This is a genomic window from Enterococcus sp. AMC1623, assembly GCF_058216495.1.
The window spans coordinates 233,100-250,041 of record NZ_CM177096.1 but is presented as its reverse complement, the minus strand read 5'-3'; the positions used below and the strand labels follow the sequence as shown (position 1 = coordinate 250,041).

Below are 16,942 nucleotides of genomic sequence, written 5' to 3'. Positions count from 1 at the left end.
CTAATCCCTCCTAAGCTAAAATCGTGATTCTTGATTCAGGTTGTCTTGATAGTTCATCAGCTAATTGTTCTTTCAAATACTCACGAATATTAACGATTGCTTGATTTCTCCAAGCGCCTCCGTCGGCTTCAAAAATTGCAGCACGTGGACCATCTTTCATACGAAAAACAAATTGACTAACTGGTTGTTCTACTTCTAAAAATGTTCTATATGGTGCCAATTCAACTGGATTTGGTACAAGAGCATCCATACTTTGAACACCTTGTTTAATGGTAATTGCTTGACTATATCCATTATCCCCAGTATTTTTTACATTTTCTTCTTGTACGTTCCCGACTACTTTTAATAAAATTGCACGATCATCATCGTTTTCAATGCCTACATCAATAATATTTCTCAAATCAACAAACTTTGATTGCAAGGCAATATTGAAATTTTCCATGTCATAGAATTGTCCAAATTCAAAACGCGGTACGATAGCAGAAGTAGTAGCTAATACTTCACGACTACCATCAATTTCTAACGTGCCCATTAATTGAATATTGCGTTCATCTTCAATATGAAGAATTAAATGCATGTTTTCACGTTCTACATTTGCTTTGATATAATTTACTAATCCAGTTAATGTATTTAATTTAATTGGATTTTTAGCAATAAATACACGAGGTAAAATTTCTGTAGCATTTCCATTGTTATCGATATTAATCCAACGACTATCATCAAAATTTACTAAGCGATCATCGGGTGTAATTCCTTGTTCCATCAAATATTGAAGTGCTTCTTTTGTCATTGTCATAATTGGTTATCCTCTTTTCTTTTGTAGGTTAATAATTTGCTGTTCTTGCATCATCTTTTTTGCTTCTTCCTGTTCAACAATGTCTATTGGTGTCCCTGTATCAGTTTTAGCTTGCCCACTTTCGGGATCAATATATGTCTGTCCTGGTGCATTAGATTTTAATTCACGTGCTGCAATTGTTCCGTTTGAAAGGTTTTTGTCTGTCAAAATCGTGGTATCAAAATCACGAACAGGTGCTAATTTTGTATTGAAGCTACTATTTAGATTAATCACTTGGCGATTATCATCCGGTGCAAATTCTAGCTTAATTGTTATGGCACGCTTGTCTTTCGCTTTTGTATTTGGATCGTGAATATTATTAAAGATTTTTTCTAGCTCGCCATTCAACTTTTGCTGAATGGCGCCATTTGCTAATTGCGATAAATTCAATTCAATTTCTTTACTCATATTATTTCCCTCCTAAAATGCACCTGGTTGGTAGCCTTGTGTCGGTTGCGTTGGTTGTTGTGCTTGAGAAAATCCTTGTTGCGGTGCTTGATAGCTTTGAGCTGGTTGTTGTAACTGCTTAACAACTTCTGGTGCTTCTTTAGTCGTGTAGTAGCTAGCATCTAATGGATAGAAACGGTCAACATCGTTGTAGATATTGTCTTTGTAAGTCCGATTCTTAATTTTGACTGCGCCTTTCGCACCAGTTACTAAATTCCAATTCATTTGTAACGGTGCACCTTTCACTTTTTGACCAATTGAAGCAAAAAACGCTGATAGTAACCCTTCTGTTGACGTATGCAAATACAAATTGTTGAAGACAATCGCCGTACCTTGGTCAGATTGAATTTTTAATTCCAATTTAGCCATATTACATGCTGGTAATTTACTTGTAGGACTAGGCGTGTATCGTGCGCGTTCAAACTTAACGACTTCAAAAATATAATCGCCTGGTGTTAAAACAATCCCGCCTTCGCTATCTTGTGTAATCGTGTCATCCCATCCTAATTCGCGTTCTTGTTGATATTGTTGTGTCATTTATTTTTCCTCCTAAAATGTTTGTTGGTTTCTAATTTCTTGAATCATTGCAAAAACTTGGTCCCATGCAGCGACTAACACCCCATCAATGTATCCTGGATCATAATTCTGAATTGGTGTCCCTGCTGGGTAGTAGCCTTTTGATTCTGTTGCTGCCATAATTTCTGCTGGTAATACATTGTTTGCTTGCATTAAATCTACTAGATTTTGTGGAATTCCTGTGTAATCGACAGATTCACGCTCAAATGATTGCGTTGGCTCTGTTTGTGATACTGATTCAACTGGTGGCGTCGCTGGAACACTCTCTACCGGTTGTTGAGAATCATTCATCGATGACTTTGATTTCGGTTGGGTATTTCCGAAAATAGTAGAAATGTTGGCGTAAGTCATATCCACTTCGTCTGGTAATCCAAAACGATTTTTTGCATCCCAAGCTGGATGATGTGTGGTATAGATGACACGTTTGCCACCTTGTCCTTTGAATTTCTTTCCTTTATCATCTGTTGCGATAGACATTGTTTTATAGTTACAAAATAGAACGGCATCGGCCCACTCTTTTACTAATGGGGCTGTTTGGGAAGTTGTTTTTTTGCCTAACTTTAATTCCCAGCGATCATATGCCCCCATTTCATCTGGTTGTTCGAACTTTCTAATTTGGGCATGGGCTGTTAAAACAACATTTATCCCACTATCCACTAAATCTTGTAGTCGATTCAAAAATTTACCGAATTCTTCTGCTACATACGTATAGCCATTCCCATAACCAAAACTTTCGATACCTGTTTTTCCATGAGTAGAACAGACGTGCTCGATACAAAGTCGTTCCGCCCAATCAATGGTATCGATGACTAAAGTCGCACAAGGTTTATTAATTTTTACCCAATCAACCTGTTGTAATAACATGGACCAACTAGTTGGTTTATCTAAACGTTTGACATCCATATTATTTGTACTACCTTCTGTATCGATAAATAATGGGTCTGGACTTTGCGCTGCTAGAGTCGTTTTTCCAACTCCCTCGGGACCGTATTCCACTACTTTTTGTGCCTTAGCGACAATGCCACTTGTAATATTCATATTTAAAATGCTCCTTTCGTCCACGTTGGTGTTGTATTAGTCGTTGCTTGTTGAGGTGGTGTTCCGCCCTCAAGTAATTTATTTTCAGTTACATAACCATCTTCAATGATAATGCTACATTCATCTCCCGTTGATACACGTGTAGCAATGGCTTGCAGTCCTTCCTGCTGTAACCATTGAGCAAAATCTCGTAGAGTAATCATGTCCATTTGCTCCAATTTATCCAGTAGGACAAAGCCACATTCTGGTTTCAATTTACGAACAATTGCTGTAGATACTTTCAGCTGGTCAGAACCACTCATGTTATCCCATTGTTGGCCGTTGTAGATAAGTTCTCCTTCTGCTACAGATAGTCCAGGTAATGGTAATTGAGCGTTGTCTAATAGCTTCATACGTTCTTCACGAATTGCATTAATATCTGCTGTAAGTGCGTTGTATTGATCAGCATAATCAGAAGCTTCCTGTTCGGCTTTTTCTTTGTCAAAATTAGCACGTACTTTCACATTAATTTGTTCCACATTTTGAAGGTTTTGTTCTAATTCCGCAGTCGATTGATCTTGTAAGTCCTTAGCAGACGTTTGTGCAATGGATAAATCATTGGAAGTTACTTGATGTGCTTCTTCCATTTGTGTTAACTGTTGGCGTAGTTGTTCAATTTGTTGTGCCTCATAATCAAATTTATTTTGCAGACGTTGAACATTTTCACGCTTACGTTGATTTTCTCCATTAATAGCTAGAATCTGCTGTTGCTGTTGAATTAAATCCATAGTAGAAATTAATTCCTTAGGCGCATCAGCATAGTGCGGTTGTTCCTCAGCAAACTTTTTCTTTTGATCGGCAATCCGTCCGACTTGATAACGTTCGTTGTAGATGGATTTCTCTTCCATTTCCAATTTTGCCAACTGATCACCAATACCAATAATTTGTAGTAAGATATTTGCCTTATCTTTGGAAGAAGATTCCATAAACTTTGGTAAGTCAATGGCTAGCTCTTCTACAAAGCTATTTAGAAGCTGTTGACTGCCTTTGTTACCTTGAGGGTCAATGACCTTCAAATTTGAATTCTTGCCTTTACGTTCAACAATCAGACCGTTATTCATGGTAATTTTTAGATTAGGTGGTGTGACAGAACCTTCACGTTGAGGATTGGAAGGTTTGTATTTATTTCCACCTAGCCCCCAAGCAATTGCATCTAATACACTAGTCTTCCCTTGGTTATTATTCCCACCTAGAATAGTTAAGCCGTTCTCTGTAGGCTGAATGACTACTGCTTTTACACGCTTGATGTTCTCGACTTCTAAACTATTGATTTTTACTGACATACGTTATACACTCCTCTTAGATAGTATTTTTTTATTTGCTTATCTCGTTTGCAGACGAGGTAGGCTTTTTTCTGCTTCTAGCTTAACGGCTATCAATCTGTTTCCTTTGCTTGCATTAAATCTTTTTAAAGCTGTCGGATAAGTTAACCATTTAATGTAATCAGTTGACGTATCAAGCCTTTTTGCACAATTTTCCAAAGTATCGATGAATAGAAATGTATCGCCTTTGTAGATAGCATATTCGATCATCTACTTCTCACCTCCTTTTCGTCATACTCATACGAAATACGATCGTAATCCATCATTGCCCAAGCCAGCGCCCCACCTAATACCATAAGCGACAAAACAACATGAACTTGATTTAAGATAAAAACTAAAAATGGCAATGTGACAAACAACCACAGATTAAAATGCTTTTTCATTGCTCCACCTCTATCTTTTTACGCCCCACACGTTTTATGATTTATGTTTTTCCATGAACGCATCTGCATCTTTTTGATCAATTTTTTCTTCTCCGTCAATAGTGATGACTCGCAAACCATTAGGCATATACTTTTTCGTCAATGTAGGAAAAGACGTATTCATATACTGACAAGCTTGCTTTTTATTCATGTATCTAGGCAATTCTTTTTGTTTCATGTAATTAGCCATTAAATTATTGAAAAGACTCTCAACAATTTCACGTGCCATCTTCTCAAATTCAGCGCGTAGTTTTGGCAATATATCAATTGCATCAACTTGTAATTTCATTTGATTGCCTCATCTCCTTTCTCCAACTCTTTTAGCACGGCTTCAATAGGTGCAATTTGTTTAGCTGGACTACGACGACCATTCATAATATCAGACATGTAAGGTTTGGAAATTCCTATTTTTTCAGCTAACCAATTTTGTGTTTTATCGTGCTTCGCCAATGCAACACGAACTTTAATAATAAAATCTTGTGACATACAATCACTTCCTTTCTGTTTATTGATATAATCTCCTTATCAGCAAGTGGTCTGCTGAAATAACTGATAAGGAGGTGTGTTCGCATGGGTAAAGTTTTAGATGTTACAGAATCAAAGGTACTTGAAGTTTCAAAAGACTTAACAATTGCTTGGATACAAAAATACGGAAACAACAGTTCTTTTTATCCTGAACCTGAACAAATTGCTGAAGCTTTTGACAAAATTTATAAAGAAACTATGAAAACTATAAATTAATATTGCTTGAGGATTTCTGCTATGGCTGCAACCATGGCAGAATCTTTTTCTTTTAATGCAGTTAGAAGCGCATTTTTTGTGTCTTTCAAAATTTCCATCTTTATTTCCCAGATTTCTGTTTGCACCGAATTATCCATCTCGATTTCTCCTTTCTTTGGTATAATTCACTTATGAAAGCGAGGTGAAAATATGAGTAGAATAGACCCTAAAGAATTTGCATTTTCTGTTGTTTCTGGAAATCCTTGCCCAGGAAATAATCCAAAAGAAATTTCAAAAAATGCCATTCAACTTTACCTATCCGCTTTAGAAGAAGCTAGAGAGTTCAATGAAGCAGAGAAAGAAAAGCCATCACCTAAAGCCAAAATAGTTAAGAAATCCGATTGGTTATACTGATTTATATTTAGTGACTAGAAGTTCTGTAATTAGCAGAGCTTCTTCTTCATCTTCAGTTACGCGTCTTAAATTTGCTTCTGCTTCTAATGCTTTTAGTAAAATATTGTCTTTAGGAACAACTAAGATTTGACCATTAATAGGTATAATCGCAACATTTTCAATTCTTCTCCTGTGCCCTCTTTGGTAAGAAAATTTCTTTTTCATTTCGAATCCTCCTCTCTTTTATAGATAAGCTAATTTAATTAGCTAATTTATGTTGACAATAACTAATAAATATATTAGTATAAATTCATAGCTAAATAAGCCTAGAATATCCTTGTTAAATAAACGTTTCTAAGTTTGCCGACCTCGAACTGTTTAATTTTATTAGGTGTCTTTCTTGCACTGTTTAGCGTATTAAATTAGCTTATGAACATAGTATACTAACTATTTTATTAGTTGTCAACACGAAACTAATATTTTTATTAGTTTACTTTGATAAGCACTAAAGGTGATATTAATGGAGATATTATTAGAGCGAATTAAAGAGTTGTGTAAATCAAGAAGTATTACTGTTTCAAAGTTAGAAGAAATAATAGGGTTACCATCTAATACAATTTATCAGTGGAAAAAAAGAGTTCCTGGAACGGAAAGACTACAGTTAGTTGCTGATTACTTTCATGTATCTATTGACTACCTATTAGGTCGAACAGATAATCCTTCAACTAGTACAGATGAAACTAAAAAAGAATTAACTGTAGAAGAAGCCCTAAAATCAGTCATGAGCTATGATGGTAAAGAAGTCACTGATAACGATAGAGAAATTTTGAAAAGTATCATTGAAGCGTATTTGGATAAAAAGTAGGTGCTGTATTTGGATAGTCGTATTAAACGTATTATTAAAGAATTAGATGTGAAAATTGAGTATCGTTATGATATAGATAAACCAGGTTACTATATTCCTGTTCTAAATATTATTATCTTATATAGTGGGTTAAATGAATTAGAGGAAGCTTGTGTACTGTTACATGAACTAGGTCATGCTGCAGAACATCAAAAAAATTATAATCTATACAATCAAACGGCCGCACTCCACTCGAAAATGGAGACACAAGCAGATCGTTATATGGTAAAAAAAGTGTTAGATTTTTATTTAGAAGATCCCATGTTGCAACCTGAAACATTTAATGTTGTACGATTTTTAGAAAATAATGATTTAGGCTTAGAGCATGAAGTTTATGTAAAAGAAGTTTTATCAACTTATGTAACACATACAAAATTTGCATAAAAAATACCCCTACCAGTGCTGGAACACTGACAAGGGCCTGTCTCTTTCGAGTTTATAATAAACATACCTATATTATATCAAAAATGGAGTGAATTTAATGAAAAAAACAATTGTTAGTGGTTTGTTATTGAGTCTTTTAATACTATCAGCATGTGGAAACGAACCCAATGAGGAAAAAACGACTACACAAGGAACAGCTACCTTAAGAACAGAACAAACATCAAATGTATCAATAGATAGTGAGACTATCTCAAGTAAAGAAATTTCAACTGAACAGACGTCACAAGTCTCAAGTAAGCAAGATGGTGTAATTAAGCGTGCAGAATATACTGCTAGTTTTTCTGAAGACTGGAATGGATTGATTTCATCTATTAACAAAGTAGTTATTGTAGAGATCACTGATGAAGAAGCAGAAGAATATATGTTTGATAGTAATTATATTGTTCAAGTGTATTTTGAAATACAAAATTCTTCCGATACAGATTACAACACATACCCTGATCAATCAGTTTTAGTAATCGAAGGGCAACAAGTAGATGCTGATATGTTTGTAAGTGATTCTTTAGGGGGAGAAATATTAAGCGGTGTAACTAAAGATGGTGTCGTTACTTTTGTAGTTCCTCAAATAAACGATGTTGAAAATGTCACAGACATTAGATTAAAATGGTCTGCCGATTTTGATACTGATAACTATGAAATAGAATCTTACAAAGAATTTGATGCCACATTTGACTTAATCAAGTAATAAAAAAACACGCCCCTCACTTTGGCCGGCGAGAGCGTGTTTACCATAAATAATAATCACAATTATGTGATGCTATTTGTGTACTCTATTTTACCAAATTGAAAGGAGTGATGCAAAATTTTTTAACCTCTTAATAATACGCCCCACACGTAATACTAGGAGGAAAAGAAATGGCTACATTTAAACAATATACTAAAAAAGATGGGTCAAAACGCTGGAAATTCCAAGCGTATCTAGGGACAAATCCAGCAACAGGAAAACCCATCAAAACTACCCGTAGTAATTTTAAAACAAAAAAAGCAGCTCAGTTAGAACTTTCAAGATTAAAAGTAGAATTTGATAAAAAAGGATTACAGAAAAAATCAAATGAAACATTTCAAAATTTATATGAAATTTGGTTTGAATCGTACAAATCAACTGTTAGAGAAGCTACGAGTTTAGTTACAGAAATGAATATAAAAAACCATGTACTTCCTGTAATTGGACGTATGAGAGTGTCTCAAATATCACCAATCGTTGCACAAGACTTAGTAAATTCGTTATCGAAAAAGCTGAAACAATACAAGGTAATTGTTCAATATCTTGTGAAAATTATGGAATTAGGAGTAACCTTAGAAATAATTGAAAAGAATCCTTTTATTCGTGTCACTCGCCCAAAAGAAATAACTGATGATCCAGAAGTGAAGAAAATCAAATTTTATACGATGGATGAAGTTGAAAAAGTTTTTACTCACTTGAATAATAAAGTTTCAGAAGTAAAAAGTAATAATCCTTTGTACAAGTATTTTGCTGAATGGGATTTAGTTATGTATAGAGTGCTAGCATTCACAGGAATTCGTGGTGGCGAAGCTCTTGCACTCGATTGGGAAACAGATATTGATTTCAATCAACAAACACTTAGCATTTCCAAGACTGTCACCCGTACAAAAGATGGCTTTGAGATTGGTCCCCCAAAGACGAAAAGTTCCTATCGCACAATTCGTTTAGATAATAAGACATGTCAAATATTAAAAAAATGGCGATTGCATCAGAAAGAATTCTTTTTCCAATCGAATATTAAAAATAAGAACATTGTCTTCGCTAGCTTTGAAGGTGAATATGCTACACGCCAATCATTGTATATGCGCTCTAAAAGGCTCTCAGAAGCAGTTGGTCTTCCTAACATTGGAACACACGGTTGGAGACATACGCATGCTTCTATGTTGTATCAAGCTGGCATAGATATGAAAGAAGCTCAAGAAATCCTTGGGCATGCTTCTATCGAAATAACCAATAATATCTACACGCATGTTAGTCAAAAACAAAAAATTGCCACAGCGGATAAGCTAGCAAATTTCGCTAGTTTCTAAAAAAAGAATCAAATGGCATTTAATTTGGCATTTAGTTGTTTTTTCAGAACAAAAAAAGGCTCTACCCCCCGCTGAAAATTAGAGAGGTAGAGCCTTTCAATTTTTGAGAATAAAAGCTTAAAAAGCCTTATTCAGCAACGTATTCTTCAACTAAAGCAACGACTTCTTCCATTGTGTCGCAATCTTTAAGCGCACGATTTGCAAGTTCTTGCATTTTAGTAGTGTCTAAACGTTTCATTAAGCTACGAGTTTTTAGAATAGATGTTGCGCTCATTGAGAACTCATCTAAACCAATCCCCATTAATAATGGAACAGCCATTTGATCGCCGGCCATTTCTCCACACATACCAGCCCATTTACCTTCAGCGTGTGCTGAATCAACCACGTTTTTAATTAAACGTAAAATTGATGGGTTATATGGTTGATACAAGTAAGAAACTTGTTCGTTCATACGGTCTGCTGCCATTGTGTATTGAATCAAGTCATTTGTTCCAATACTGAAGAAGTCAACTTCTTTAGCAAAACGGTCAGCTAAAACGGCTGCTGCAGGGATTTCAATCATGATACCTACTTGGATACCATCAGCAACTGCGATACCTTCGTCAACTAATTTTTGACGTTCTTCGTCATACATTTTTTTAGCAGCGCGGAATTCTTTCAGCGTTGCAACCATTGGGAACATGATACGTAATTGTCCATGAACAGAAGCACGTAACAATGCACGTAATTGTGTACGGAACATGCCATCGCCTAATTCAGATAAACTGATACGTAATGCACGGTATCCCAAGAATGGGTTCATTTCATGTGGTAATTGTAGATATGGTAGTTCTTTATCGCCACCGATATCCATTGTACGAACAACTACAGGTTTACCATCCATGCCTTCCAATACCGCTTTGTAAGCTACATATTGGTCTTCTTCAGATGGGAAATCTGGAGCATCCATGTATAAAAATTCTGTACGATAAAGTCCAACAGCTTCAGCACCATTGTTATGGACACCAGTTAAATCTTTTGGTGTACCAATGTTTGCTGCTAGCTCAATGTGTTTACCGTCAGCTGTAACAGTTTGGGCATTTTTAAGTTTTTCCCATTCTGCTTTTTGTGCAGCGAAAGCTTCTCCAGCTTTATGGAATTCTGTAGCTTGTTCTTCAGTAGGATTGACGATAACATCGCCTTCGATACCGTTAACAGCTATAATATCACCTGCTTTTACTTTTGCAGTGATATCTTTTGTTCCCACGATTGCTGGAATCTCTAAAGAACGAGCCATAATCGCTGAGTGAGAAGTACGTCCACCAATATTAGTTACGAATGCTTTAACGAAATTACGATCTAATTGCGCTGTATCACTCGGTGTTAAGTCATGTGCAATCACAACAACTTCTTCATTAATCATAGATGGATTAGGTAAAGTTACTTGCAATAAATGTGCTAATACACGCTTCGCAACGTCACGGATATCCGCAGCACGCTCTTGCATATAAGCATTATCTTCCATTGCTTCAAACATGCCAATATACATGTCTGTAACTTCTTTTAACGCAGATTCAGCATTAACTTTATTGTCTGAAATATTTTGCTTAATTTGACCAATCATTTCTGGATCGCTAAGAACCATTAAATGAGCGTCAAATACTTGCGCTTCTTCTTCGCCTAAAGCTTGAGCAGCTTTATCACGAATTTGTTTTAATTCTTCAGTAGATTTAGCTAGTGCATCATCTAGACGAGCTTCTTCAGCAGATATGTCTTCAACTGTAACTTTTGTAAAAGTTAAGTCAGGTTGAACTAATAGGTATGCCTTCGCAACTGCTACGCCATCACTTGCCGCAATTCCCTTTAGCATTTCAACCATTATTCAGACAATCCTTCCTTTTGCATTGTTTCAACGATAGCAGCAATTGCTTCTTTTTCGTCAGCACCTTCTGCAGTAATTGTAACGTCAGAACCTTGACCAACGCCTAAAGACATAACGCCCATGATTGATTTAAGGTTAACTGATTTACCTTTGTACTCTAAGTTAACATCAGAGTTAAATTTGCTCGCTGTTTGAACTAATAAAGTCGCTGGACGTGCGTGAATTCCTGTCTCAGCAATTACGTGAAAATCTTTCTTTTCCATATTATCAATCTCCTTTAGTGATATCTAAATTTTTTGTGAGGGCTTACTTTTGTCAACTCTTGTCTAACAGACAGAATTTAACCACCCTTTCAATTGTTAAGATTACCATTTTTTTGTTAGTTAGACAACCGTTTTCCCAAATAAATCATCAAATACTTACGAAAATTACTTTTTATTTCGCATCCATTTCATAGCGATAAATTATTTTCCCATTTAAACCAGCTTCCCCAACAAAGGATGTGCGGTCTTCTCGATTAATCCACACTTCACGAAACACAAAAAAATCGTCTCTTTCTATTACAATTTCTTCAATCTCTCCATTTTGCAATTTATCTAATAAATCAACATAAGGGTTGTTTTCCATAGTTAAGCTCCTTTATTTAATTGTAATTCTTCTACCTTAAAAATTATAATTCTTTTTAAGAAAACTGCAAATTCAAATACTTGCACATCATTAAAAAGATTGTATAATAGTGTTAAAGGTCAAAGTTGGTCAATGGATTAATTGCCCTTCTTTTCCTGATTACTCACTACAAAAGACAAAACTGTATGAAAGGTCGTGAGACACTATGCTTTGCCAAAACTGTGGAAAAAACGAAGCGACAATTCATTTATATGCAAATGTCGGCGGACAAAGAAAACAAATTGATTATTGTCAAAGTTGTTATCAAAAAATTAAAGGTCAACAAACAACAAATGCGATGCCTCAAGATCCATTTGGCTTTGGTAGTCTAGATGATTTGTTTAGACAAATGTCTCAACAAATGCAACAAGGAACTCCTTCCTATAATCAGACGCCTCCTACCCAAGCAGGTGGAAATCAAAATAATTTTAATGGTGGGCAACCACCTATCAACAATACACCTGGAATTTTAGGTGAATATGGTATTAATATTACGCAACAAGCTCGAGATGGTGAAATCGATCCTGTTGTTGGTCGCGATTCAGAAATTAAACGTGTCATTGAAATTCTCAATCGACGAACAAAAAACAATCCGGTATTAATCGGTGAACCAGGTGTCGGTAAAACAGCTGTTGTTGAAGGATTGGCACAAAAAATCGTCGATGGTGATGTTCCTCAAAAACTTTTGGATAAAGAAGTAATTCGTCTAGATGTTGCTTCATTAGTTCAAGGAACAGGTATCCGTGGTCAATTTGAAGAACGCGTCCAAAAACTAATTGAAGAAATTAAGCAAGCGGAAAATATTATCCTATTTATTGATGAAGTGCATGAAATCGTAGGTGCTGGAAGTGCTGGGGATGGTAACTTGGATGCCGGTAATATTTTGAAACCAGCATTAGCTCGTGGCGAAATACAAATGGTAGGCGCGACTACACTTAGTGAATATCGTATCATTGAAAAAGATGCTGCGTTAGAACGTAGAATGCAGCCTGTTCGTGTGGACGAACCATCTGTTGAAGAAACAGTTACCATTTTAAAAGGTCTCCAACCACGTTATGAAGATTATCATCATGTAAAATATACAGATGAAGCAATCCGTGCTGCGGCTGTTCTTTCAAATCGTTATATCCAAGACCGTTTCTTACCAGATAAAGCAATCGATTTATTAGATGAATCTGGTTCAAAAGAAAACTTAACTATTCAATTTGTTGATCCAAAAGTTATCGATAAAAAATTAGCAGATGCCCAACAACAAAAACAACTAGCTTCTCAGGAAGAAGATTTTGAAAAAGCAGCTTATTATCGAGACCAAATCAATAAATTACAAAAAATGAAAGAACGTCAAATTACTGAAGAAGAAACACCTGTAATCGATGAAAAAACTATGGAACAAATCGTTGAAGAGCGGACAGGTATTCCAGTCGGTGAACTAAAAGAAAAAGAACAAGCCCAATTGAAAAACTTAGCCATTGACTTAAAAGAACATGTGATTGGTCAAGATGAAGCAATTGATAAAGTAGCCAAAGCGATTCGTCGCAATCGTGTCGGTCTTGGCAAGAAAAATCGTCCGATTGGCTCTTTCTTATTTGTAGGTCCAACCGGTGTCGGAAAAACAGAACTTGCCAAACAACTAGCTTATGAAATGTTTGGTTCAGAAGATTCAATGATTCGTTTTGACATGTCGGAATATATGGAAAAACATAGTATTTCTAAATTAATTGGTTCCCCTCCTGGTTATGTTGGTTATGAAGAAGCTGGACAATTAACTGAAAAAGTGCGCCGTAATCCGTATAGTCTCATTTTATTAGATGAAGTAGAAAAAGCTCATCCGGATGTATTGCACATGTTCTTACAAATCTTAGATGATGGACGTTTGACAGATGCTCAAGGACGTACAGTCAGCTTCAAAGACACATTAATCATTATGACAAGTAACGCTGGGTCAGGCAAAGTAGAAGCCAATGTAGGTTTTGGCGCTGCTCGAGAAGGCATCACTCGTTCTGTCTTAAATCAATTGCATCATTATTTCACACCAGAATTCTTGAACCGTTTTGACGGTATCATTGAATTCAAAGCGTTGAGTAAAGAAAATCTATTGAAAATTGTTGCGTTGATGTTAGATGAAGTAAATGGCATGTTAGAACAACAACATTTACACATCGATGTCACACCAGAAGTGAAAGAAAAACTCGTAGAACTGGGCTTTGATCCAGCAATGGGTGCTCGTCCACTACGTCGAACAATCCAAGAACAAATTGAAGATGGGATTGCCGAATTCTACCTCGATCATCCAACCGAACATTCACTTGAAGCAACTTTAAATGATGAGGGTAAAGTAATTATCGCAACAAAAAACGTTGTCGTCGATGAAAAAGAATAAACTAGATTTACTATCTAAAAAAAAGTTGGTCAAATATCATTTTTTGACCAACTTTTTTTAATTTTTTAAGAGATAATACTTTCTATTTCTTTGAAAAGAAAATATAATTATCCTATAGACAAGAGAATGTGAGGTGAGCGATATGAAGTTGGTAAATGTAACAAACAGCCACTCTCGATTAGTCAAACAACAACTCGAGAATACCGATGCTTCATTAGTTAAAGTTTTCACTGCTGGTAATACCACTGTTATTTATACTGAAGCACCGCTCCATAATGAAATTTTAATTGTAAATAATAAGAGGAAAATCCATCCAGAAGAAATCGAAGAAATCAAAAAACACTTTTTAGCTAAGATTCCTTCTGAATTGTACTCTGATAAAGATATAACCATTATTGAAGACAATGAGTTTATTGAAATATCGATTCCTAAAGCGTTACCTGTAGAATAAAGAAAAAATATCCAAACTATGGAGAGATTGTACATCATCTCCTATAGTTTGGATATTTTTATTCATAAAATCCTTTAAGTTCAGCAATTTCTTTATTATGCTTTGGATAACCTTTATCTCCTAAAACCATCACCGCAAATTCTAAACGTTCTTTTCTTCGCGGACTATTTTCTACGATGTGTTTAGCGATTGCTCGTTCATACCCTTCATGTTCCAAATCGGTGATTAATTGATAATAATTTGCAATATTTTCTTTTGCCAAACGAACTGCCTGAGCTTTTTCCATATTCGACTCTTTCAGGTAGCTCTGGAATAAATCATAAATTTCTTTTGAATGAGTAGCACTATATTTATCTTCTTCATTCATTTGTTGAAACTCTTCTTTATTCCAATATGAATCTTTACGAACTTTTTGTGCGAACAAATCATTTAATTTATATCTTTGAATAAAGGTTTCGATTGTCTCATTCACAATTTTTTCTGCTTCTTCAATGCTATCAATAGTTGCGGGATCTAGACTATTAGAAATTTCTTTACCATTAAAAATGATGGTTACTTTTAATTGATTCATTACTCTGTTCACTCCTTTAACGTTATTTTAGAATATTTGTGGCAATGTCGCAATGAATGAAAAATAATATTTTCCCTTTAAGTTCCCTAGCTACTTTTTGTTCTCTCTATATAATGTAGTTACTTTTACATAAACACAAAGCCCCCTTTATGCCTAATCAGACATAAAAGGGGACTTTAATCATTTTTCAGTAAATATTTACATCAAACCCTTCAATTTCACATCTGGATACTTGTCGGCAAACCAACGCATCGCGAATTGGTTTTCGAACAAAAACAATGGTTGATCAAAACGATCTTTTGCCAGAATATTACGACTAGAACTCATACGCTCATCTAAGTCTTCGGGTTCAATCCAACGTGCAATTTTATTGCCCATAGGCGTCATAATTACTTCGGAGTTGTATTCATTTAACATACGATGTTGGAAGACTTCAAATTGAAGTTGACCAACGGCACCAATAATATATTCATCTGTTAAATATGTTTTATATAATTGAATAGCTCCTTCTTGGACTAATTGATAAATACCTTTATGGAACGATTTTTGTTTCATCACGTTTTTAGCAGTGACTTTCATAAATAATTCAGGCGTAAATGAAGGTAACTCTTCGTAAGCTACTTTTAATTTTCCTTCATATAAAGTATCCCCAATTTGATAATTTCCAGTATCGTATACCCCAATAATGTCACCAGAAACAGCTTCTTGGACATTTTCACGAGCGTCAGCCATAAATTGAGTCACATTACTTAATTTCATTTTTTTGCCTGTGCGTCCTAAAACAACGTCCATACCACGCTCAAACGTTCCTGAACATATTCGTACAAATGCAATTCGGTCACGGTGCGCAGGGTTCATATTGGCTTGAATTTTAAAGACAAATCCAGAAAACTCTTCTTCATATGGGGTCACTATTTGGTCATCCATTGTTTTATGCCCGTATGGTGCTGGCGCAAATTGTAAGAACGTTTCTAAGAATGTTTGCACACCAAAATTCGTTAAAGCCGAGCCAAAGAAGACCGGTGTTTGTTCGCCATGAGCAATTTTATCTGTATCAAATTCATCGCCGGCTTCTTTTAATAATTCAACTTCTTCCAAAACTTGCGAATAAATACTTTTTTCAGTAAGTGGATGGGTAGATGGAATTTCACCGTTCTCATCTAGAGGAATTAAACGTTCGCCATCATAATTTTCTGGACGATATAATTCCACACGTTGATTGTAAATATCGTATAATCCTTCCATTCCTTTCCCCATACCAATCGGCCAATTCATTGGATAAGATTCAATATCTAACAATTCTTCTAGTTCTTCCAATAATTCTAATGGTTCACGGCCATCACGGTCTAATTTGTTGATAAAAGTAAAAATAGGAATCCCTCGACGTTTAACAACTTGGAAAAGTTTTTTTGTTTGTGCTTCAATCCCTTTTGCGCTATCAATAACCATGACTGCACTATCTACCGCCATTAAAGTACGATAGGTATCTTCAGAGAAGTCCTCATGTCCAGGTGTATCTAAAATATTGACGCGTTTATTTTGGTAATCAAATTGCATAACGGAACTGGTTACCGAAATTCCACGTTGTTTCTCGATTTCCATCCAGTCAGACTTAGCAAAATTCCCTGTTTTCTTCCCTTTAACAGTTCCTGCTTGGCGAATGGCTCCTCCAAAAAGCAATAATTGTTCTGTAATGGTTGTCTTACCTGCATCTGGATGGGAAATAATCGCAAAGGTACGACGGCTATCTACTTGTTCTTTTAAATTTGGATTATTCATTACTAATTTCCTTTCACTATCTAGTTAAATATGTCAGACATATTCACGAACTTTTTCAGT

24 protein-coding genes are annotated in these 16,942 nt (G+C 35.5%); 8 read left to right on the top strand and 16 right to left on the bottom strand.

All coding sequences use genetic code 11. The features are described 5' to 3' along the window. Window positions 1–10 precede the first annotated feature (10 nt). Genes AC4BC7_RS01290 through AC4BC7_RS01250 form a run of 9 tightly spaced genes read right to left on the bottom strand, consistent with a single transcriptional unit; the run spans window position 11 to window position 5,165 of the window. Window positions 11–796 carry a hypothetical protein gene (locus AC4BC7_RS01290; protein ID WP_490503582.1) on the bottom strand — a complete coding sequence of 262 codons (786 nt, stop codon included), beginning with the start codon at window positions 794–796 and terminating at the stop codon, window positions 11–13. Window positions 797–802: 6 nt separating this feature from the next. Beyond that, window positions 803–1,243, bottom strand: a complete 441-nt coding sequence (locus AC4BC7_RS01285; RefSeq protein WP_490503581.1) for a replication terminator protein — start codon at window positions 1,241–1,243, stop codon at window positions 803–805. A 12-nt stretch (window positions 1,244–1,255) separates the two neighbouring features. Then, window positions 1,256–1,819 (bottom strand): hypothetical protein, encoded by a 564-nt coding sequence (locus AC4BC7_RS01280; RefSeq protein WP_490503580.1) that lies wholly within the window; start codon window positions 1,817–1,819, stop codon window positions 1,256–1,258. A 12-nt stretch (window positions 1,820–1,831) separates the two neighbouring features. After that, window positions 1,832–2,896 carry an ATP-binding protein gene (locus AC4BC7_RS01275; RefSeq protein WP_490503579.1) on the bottom strand — a complete coding sequence of 355 codons (1,065 nt, stop codon included), beginning with the start codon at window positions 2,894–2,896 and terminating at the stop codon, window positions 1,832–1,834. A gap of 2 nt (window positions 2,897–2,898) precedes the next feature. Continuing rightward, on the bottom strand, window positions 2,899–4,218 hold the full coding sequence (locus AC4BC7_RS01270) for an AAA family ATPase (protein WP_490503578.1): 1,320 nt from the start codon (window positions 4,216–4,218) through the stop codon (window positions 2,899–2,901). Window positions 4,219–4,257: 39 nt separating this feature from the next. Then, entirely contained in the window at window positions 4,258–4,467 is a 210-nt protein-coding gene (locus AC4BC7_RS01265) for a hypothetical protein (protein WP_490503577.1), read from the bottom strand. After that, complete coding sequence (locus AC4BC7_RS01260) at window positions 4,464–4,640, bottom strand: hypothetical protein (protein ID WP_490503575.1); 177 nt, start codon at window positions 4,638–4,640, stop codon at window positions 4,464–4,466. Before AC4BC7_RS01260 ends, AC4BC7_RS01265 begins: the two co-directional genes overlap by 4 nt. Before the next feature lie 34 nt (window positions 4,641–4,674). Continuing rightward, a complete protein-coding gene (locus tag AC4BC7_RS01255; RefSeq protein ID WP_490503573.1) occupies window positions 4,675–4,968 on the bottom strand; it encodes a DNA-binding protein in 294 nt (97 codons plus the stop codon). Then, complete coding sequence (locus AC4BC7_RS01250; RefSeq protein WP_490503572.1) at window positions 4,965–5,165, bottom strand: helix-turn-helix transcriptional regulator; 201 nt, start codon at window positions 5,163–5,165, stop codon at window positions 4,965–4,967. Before AC4BC7_RS01250 ends, AC4BC7_RS01255 begins: the two co-directional genes overlap by 4 nt. An 84-nt stretch (window positions 5,166–5,249) precedes the next feature. Between AC4BC7_RS01250 and AC4BC7_RS01245 the strand changes: the two genes are divergently transcribed. Further along, complete coding sequence (locus AC4BC7_RS01245) at window positions 5,250–5,420, top strand: hypothetical protein (protein WP_490503571.1); 171 nt, start codon at window positions 5,250–5,252, stop codon at window positions 5,418–5,420. On the opposite strand, the gene AC4BC7_RS01240 is transcribed toward AC4BC7_RS01245, so the two are convergent. Further along, entirely contained in the window at window positions 5,417–5,557 is a 141-nt protein-coding gene (locus tag AC4BC7_RS01240; RefSeq protein WP_490503570.1) for a hypothetical protein, read from the bottom strand. The genes AC4BC7_RS01245 and AC4BC7_RS01240 overlap by 4 nt on opposite strands. Window positions 5,558–5,609: 52 nt before the next feature. On the opposite strand from AC4BC7_RS01240, the gene AC4BC7_RS01235 reads away from it, so the two are divergent. Beyond that, window positions 5,610–5,813 carry a hypothetical protein gene (locus tag AC4BC7_RS01235; protein WP_490503569.1) on the top strand — a complete coding sequence of 68 codons (204 nt, stop codon included), beginning with the start codon at window positions 5,610–5,612 and terminating at the stop codon, window positions 5,811–5,813. Here the strand turns inward: AC4BC7_RS01235 and AC4BC7_RS01230 are convergent. After that, window positions 5,805–6,017, bottom strand: coding sequence for a hypothetical protein (locus AC4BC7_RS01230; RefSeq protein ID WP_490503568.1), 213 nt, complete (start codon window positions 6,015–6,017; stop codon window positions 5,805–5,807). The genes AC4BC7_RS01235 and AC4BC7_RS01230 overlap by 9 nt on opposite strands. Window positions 6,018–6,312: 295 nt before the next feature. Between AC4BC7_RS01230 and AC4BC7_RS01225 the strand changes: the two genes are divergently transcribed. The 4 genes from AC4BC7_RS01225 (at window position 6,313) to AC4BC7_RS01210 (ending at window position 9,174) form a co-directional block, all read left to right on the top strand. Continuing rightward, entirely contained in the window at window positions 6,313–6,657 is a 345-nt protein-coding gene (locus tag AC4BC7_RS01225) for a helix-turn-helix domain-containing protein (RefSeq protein ID WP_490503567.1), read from the top strand. A gap of 9 nt (window positions 6,658–6,666) precedes the next feature. Further along, window positions 6,667–7,080 (top strand): M78 family metallopeptidase domain-containing protein, encoded by a 414-nt coding sequence (locus tag AC4BC7_RS01220; protein ID WP_490503566.1) that lies wholly within the window; start codon window positions 6,667–6,669, stop codon window positions 7,078–7,080. Window positions 7,081–7,177: 97 nt separating this feature from the next. Then, window positions 7,178–7,825 carry a DUF4352 domain-containing protein gene (locus AC4BC7_RS01215; protein ID WP_490503565.1) on the top strand — a complete coding sequence of 216 codons (648 nt, stop codon included), beginning with the start codon at window positions 7,178–7,180 and terminating at the stop codon, window positions 7,823–7,825. Window positions 7,826–7,995: 170 nt separating this feature from the next. Further along, the gene (locus AC4BC7_RS01210) at window positions 7,996–9,174 is read left to right on the top strand and encodes a site-specific integrase (RefSeq protein WP_490503564.1); all 1,179 of its coding nucleotides are present in this window, start codon (window positions 7,996–7,998) and stop codon (window positions 9,172–9,174) included. A 127-nt stretch (window positions 9,175–9,301) separates the two neighbouring features. On the opposite strand, the gene ptsP is transcribed toward AC4BC7_RS01210, so the two are convergent. The 3 genes from ptsP to ykzS form a co-directional block, all read right to left on the bottom strand. Next, the gene (gene ptsP, locus AC4BC7_RS01205; protein ID WP_207940180.1) at window positions 9,302–11,032 is read right to left on the bottom strand and encodes a phosphoenolpyruvate--protein phosphotransferase; all 1,731 of its coding nucleotides are present in this window, start codon (window positions 11,030–11,032) and stop codon (window positions 9,302–9,304) included. Further along, window positions 11,032–11,298, bottom strand: a complete 267-nt coding sequence (locus AC4BC7_RS01200) for a phosphocarrier protein HPr (protein WP_016175407.1) — start codon at window positions 11,296–11,298, stop codon at window positions 11,032–11,034. Before AC4BC7_RS01200 ends, ptsP begins: the two co-directional genes overlap by 1 nt. Before the next feature lie 172 nt (window positions 11,299–11,470). Beyond that, on the bottom strand, window positions 11,471–11,662 hold the full coding sequence (gene ykzS, locus AC4BC7_RS01195; RefSeq protein WP_490503563.1) for a protein YkzS: 192 nt from the start codon (window positions 11,660–11,662) through the stop codon (window positions 11,471–11,473). A gap of 205 nt (window positions 11,663–11,867) precedes the next feature. Here ykzS and AC4BC7_RS01190 point away from each other — a divergent pair, with 205 nt between their 5' ends. Continuing rightward, complete coding sequence (locus AC4BC7_RS01190) at window positions 11,868–14,081, top strand: ATP-dependent Clp protease ATP-binding subunit (protein ID WP_207940178.1); 2,214 nt, start codon at window positions 11,868–11,870, stop codon at window positions 14,079–14,081. A gap of 142 nt (window positions 14,082–14,223) precedes the next feature. Continuing rightward, window positions 14,224–14,532, top strand: a complete 309-nt coding sequence (locus tag AC4BC7_RS01185) for a DUF1827 family protein (protein ID WP_207940177.1) — start codon at window positions 14,224–14,226, stop codon at window positions 14,530–14,532. A 58-nt stretch (window positions 14,533–14,590) separates the two neighbouring features. On the opposite strand, the gene AC4BC7_RS01180 is transcribed toward AC4BC7_RS01185, so the two are convergent. After that, entirely contained in the window at window positions 14,591–15,103 is a 513-nt protein-coding gene (locus tag AC4BC7_RS01180; RefSeq protein ID WP_490503561.1) for a hypothetical protein, read from the bottom strand. Window positions 15,104–15,301: 198 nt separating this feature from the next. Next, a complete protein-coding gene (locus AC4BC7_RS01175) occupies window positions 15,302–16,882 on the bottom strand; it encodes a peptide chain release factor 3 (protein WP_490503560.1) in 1,581 nt (526 codons plus the stop codon). Between the last annotated feature and the right edge of the window lie 60 nt (window positions 16,883–16,942).